Raw genomic sequence first — 4,173 nt, 5'->3', positions numbered from 1 at the left:
TAGCGCTCGCGGTCTTCCGCACGGTCAATGGCGTCGGGGCTGGTGCCGAGAATGGGAACCCCGGCCCGCATAAGCGGCACGGCCAGGTTCAGCGGCGTCTGACCGCCGAACTGCACGATAACGCCGTCGGGCTTTTCCGCTTCTACAATGTTCATGACATCTTCAAAGGTCAGCGGCTCAAAATACAGCCTGTCCGAAGTGTCATAGTCCGTGGAAACGGTTTCGGGGTTAGAGTTGACCATTATTGCCATGACCCCGGCATCGCGCAGGGCAAAGGAGGCGTGGCAGCAGCAATAGTCAAACTCTATCCCCTGCCCGATACGGTTGGGGCCGCCGCCCAGAATCAGCACCTTGCGGCGGTCTTCCAGCTTGATTTCGTTGCCCTGCTCATACGTTGAATAGAAATAGGGCGTATAGGCTTCGAACTCTCCGGCGCAGGTATCCACCAGATAATAGGTGGGCAGGATGTTCATTTCCTTGCGCAGGCGGCGAATGTCCGTTTCCGGGCGCTTCCACATTTCCGCAAGCTGCCTGTCGGAAAAGCCGTATTCCTTGGCTTCGCGCAAAATGACGGCCAGATCTTCATTTCCGGCGGTCATGTCATTGGCAAGGCCAAAGTTGCGGATGCGCTGCTCCATGTTCACAATATCCTGCAACTGGCGCACAAACCAGGGATCAATGGCGGACACGGCAAAAATCTCTTCTTCCGTGATGCCCGCAAGCAGGGCCTGACGCAGTGCAAAAATGCGACGCGAGTTGGGCCGCTGCAATGATTCGAGGATGGTTTCGCGATCAGGAAGCTCGGCATTGAAGTTGAAACCAAGTCCCGTAGCGCCGATTTCCATGGAGCGCAGCCCTTTCTGCATGGCCTCCTTGAAGGTACGGCCGATGCTCATGGCTTCGCCCACGCTTTTCATGGCAGTGGTCAACTCATCTTTGGCGCCGGGGAATTTTTCAAAGGTAAAACGCGGAATTTTCACCACGCAGTAGTCAATGGCAGGTTCAAAACTCGCCACGGTTTCGCGGGTGATGTCGTTGCGCAGTTCGTCCAGCGTGTAGCCCACGGCCAGTTTGGCCGCGATCTTGGCAATGGGAAAACCCGTGGCCTTGGAGGCCAGCGCCGACGAACGCGACACGCGCGGGTTCATCTCAATGACCACAATCTCGCCGTTGGCGGGATTAAGGCCAAACTGCACGTTGCTGCCGCCTGTTTCCACGCCGATTTCACGCATGATGGCAATGGAGGCATCGCGGATCTGCTGGTATTCCGAGTCAGAAAGGGTCTGTACCGGGGCCACGGTGATGGAGTCGCCCGTATGCACCCCCATAGGATCGAGATTTTCAATGGAGCAGATGATAACGCAGTTGTCGTTGACGTCGCGCATCACTTCCATTTCGATCTCTTTCCAGCCGAGCACGCTCTGCTCGATCATCACCTCTGAAGTGGGGCTGGCGGCAAGGCCGTTGCCCGCCACCTCTTCCAGGTCGGCAAGATTATAGGCCACGCCGCCGCCTGTGCCGCCCAGGGTAAACGCCGGGCGGACAATAAGCGGAAACGGCAGCACATTGCCGAGCTGGCGCACTTCGTCCATGGTGCGGGCAATGCCGCTGGCGGGCATCTTGAGGCCGATTTTTTCCATGGCTTCGCGGAAAAGTTCACGGCTTTCGGCCTTTTCGATAACGTCGGCCTGCGCGCCTATAAGCTCAACGCCGTACTCCGCTAAAACGCCGCTCTTGGCAAGTCCAAGAGCGGCGTTCAATGCCGTCTGCCCGCCAAGAGTAGGCAAAAGTGCGTCGGGGCGTTCTTTCCGGATGACGGCGGCCAGAGTGTCGTGTTCAATAGGCTCCACATACGTGGCGTCCGCCAGTTGCGGGTCGGTCATGATGGTGGCGGGATTGGAGTTGACCAGCACCACTTCGTAACCCTCTTCTTTGAGGGCCTTGACGGCCTGTGAACCGGAGTAGTCAAACTCGCAGCCCTGGCCTATGATGATGGGTCCCGCGCCAATGACAAGAATTTTGTGTAAATCCGTACGCTTGGGCATTGGATATTCCTGCGGCTTTGGGGATCGTGAAGAAAAGCTGCGGTGCGTTGTCACCGCCTGCTCAAACTGCGGAATAGTACATGCACTTCGAGCCAAGGTCAACAATTTCTCCGGACAGTCCGGCAGCTTTCCTGTCGGCACTAAAGCCTTGCGCCCCGCCCCGATTTACGCAATACTTCTTCTCTTGAATCCATAAGGGGGCTTGATAATGCAAGACATAAAAAAAGTTGTCCTCGCCTACTCCGGCGGGCTTGATACATCAGTCATTCTGAAATGGCTTATTGAGACTTACAAATGCGAGGTCATCGCCGTCACCGCCGACCTGGGCCAGCCCGAAGACCTCTCAGGCGTGGAAGAAAAGGCACTCAAAACCGGCGCTTCCAAAGCCTATGTAGTCGATCTGCGCGAAAAAATGGCTAAAGACTTTGTCTTTCCCATGATGCGCGGCGCGGCCATCTACGAAGGCCGCTATCTGCTCGGCACTTCCATCGCCCGGCCCCTCATCGCCAAGGCCCTGGTGGACATCGCCCGCAAGGAAGGGGCCGACGCCATCGCCCACGGAGCTACCGGCAAGGGCAATGATCAGGTCCGCTTTGAATTCGCGGCCAGCGCCCTGGCCCCGGATCTCAAGGTCATCGCTCCCTGGCGCGAGTGGGAACTCATGTCCCGCACAGCCCTTACAGCTTTTGCCGAAAAGCACGGCATTCCCATCTCCAGTTCCGCCAAGCGCTACAGCATGGACGCCAACATGCTGCACACCAGCTTTGAAGGCAGCGAACTGGAAGATCCGGGCAATGCGCCGCACGAATCCTGCCATGAGCGCTGTGTTCCCGTGGAGCAGGCCCCGGATACGCCTGAAATTGTCACTGTGGACTTTGAGCGCGGCAATCCTGTGGCTGTCAACGGCAAGGCGCTCTCCCCCGCCGCGGTCATAACCACCCTGGCAGAGATCGCCGGGCGCAACGGCATCGGCCGTGACGACATGGTGGAAAATCGCTTTGTGGGCATGAAGTGCCGTGGGGTATACGAAAACCCCGCAGGAACCCTGCTTTACAAACTGCACCGCGATCTTGAAGGCATCTGCATGGATCGCGAACTGCTGGGCATTCGCGACATGCTGGCCGTGCGCTATTCCCAATGCGTTTATAATGGATTCTGGTATTCCCCCGAGCGCGAAGCCATGCAAGCCTTTATGGACAAGTCGCAGGAAGGCGTCACCGGCACGGTGCGCGCCAAACTTTACAAGGGCGGCGTATGGCCCCTGTCCCGCACGTCTCCCAACTCCCTTTTCTCTGAAGACCTGGCGACGTTTGAAGGCGGCGACTACGACCACAAGGACGCGGCGGGCTTCATATGCCTCAACAGTCTGCGCCTGCGCCTGCATGCTGCCGTCGCCGACAAGCTGAAAAAATAATACGGAACGCCGGATTGCATCCGGCTGCGGCAACCCGTGGGGCCACGCCTCCGGGTTGCCGGAGTTCTGAAAAACAGCTTTGCCGACAGAAATACGGCAACACCGCACGGGAAATACACAGGCAATCCCCTGCCCGTGCAGCGCGGATAAGGGCCGGTTTTCGTGCTCATCGGCAAAACGCCGGGCCAAAGACGCCCCTTTCTCTAACATATGATTTTTTCAAACGGATGCTGCCATGAAAACCAACCAGAGCTGGGGCGGGCGTTTTGCCGAAGGCCCCAAGGAAGCCGTGGCCCAGTATACAGACTCGCAGTCCTACGACAGAGCGCTTTACGCCCAGGATATCCGCGCCTCGCAGGCGCATGCCCGCATGTTGGGCCGTCAGGGCGTCATCACGCCCTCGGAAGCGCAACTGCTGGTTGAAGGGCTTGACCGTGTGCGCGAAGAAATCCGCTCCGGTAACTTTACCTGGAAGCCGGAGCTGGAAGACGTGCACATGAATATCGAGGCGCGGCTGACAGAAATTATGGGCAACGTGGGCAAAAAGCTGCACACGGGCCGCAGCCGCAACGATCAGGTTGGCTTGAGCTTTCGTCTTTTTGTGGCCGACAGGCTGGAAACGTGGCAGCAGCGCGCCGCAGCCCTGTGTGCCATTCTTGTGCAGCGCGCCACCGAGCACGCCGACGACATCCTGCCCGGCTGCACACACCTGCA

The 4,173-nt window shown here is 58.3% G+C and carries 3 protein-coding genes; 2 read left to right on the top strand and 1 reads right to left on the bottom strand.

Going from position 1 to position 4,173, the window contains the following annotated elements; genetic code table 11:
• A partial coding sequence (gene carB / locus V6C07_RS11470) for a carbamoyl-phosphate synthase large subunit (RefSeq protein ID WP_333536617.1) occupies positions 1-2,045 on the bottom strand: 2,045 nt, incomplete at its 3' end.
• Positions 2,046-2,253: 208 nt separating this feature from the next.
• Here carB and V6C07_RS11465 point away from each other — a divergent pair.
• Together V6C07_RS11465 and V6C07_RS11460 are read left to right on the top strand one after the other, a co-directional pair.
• Entirely contained in the window at positions 2,254-3,459 is a 1,206-nt protein-coding gene (locus tag V6C07_RS11465) for an argininosuccinate synthase (RefSeq protein WP_333536616.1), read from the top strand.
• 235 nt (positions 3,460-3,694) lie between these two features.
• The coding region (locus V6C07_RS11460) for a lyase family protein (protein WP_333536614.1) at positions 3,695-4,173 on the top strand (479 nt) is incomplete at its 3' end.

Origin of the sequence: Desulfovibrio sp. 1214_IL3152 (assembly GCF_036763055.1) — a bacterium.
In the GTDB taxonomy this organism is placed as follows: Bacteria; Desulfobacterota; Desulfovibrionia; order Desulfovibrionales; family Desulfovibrionaceae; genus Desulfovibrio.
Note: the sequence above shows the minus strand (reverse complement) of the source record. Positions and strands in the feature narration are given on the sequence as shown.

Bases quoted from the DNA above. Each gene is read 5' to 3' on its own strand.
- V6C07_RS11465 (WP_333536616.1), top strand. From the start codon at position 2,254: ATGCAAGACATAAAAAAAGTTGTCCTCGCCTACTCCGGCGGGCTTGAT.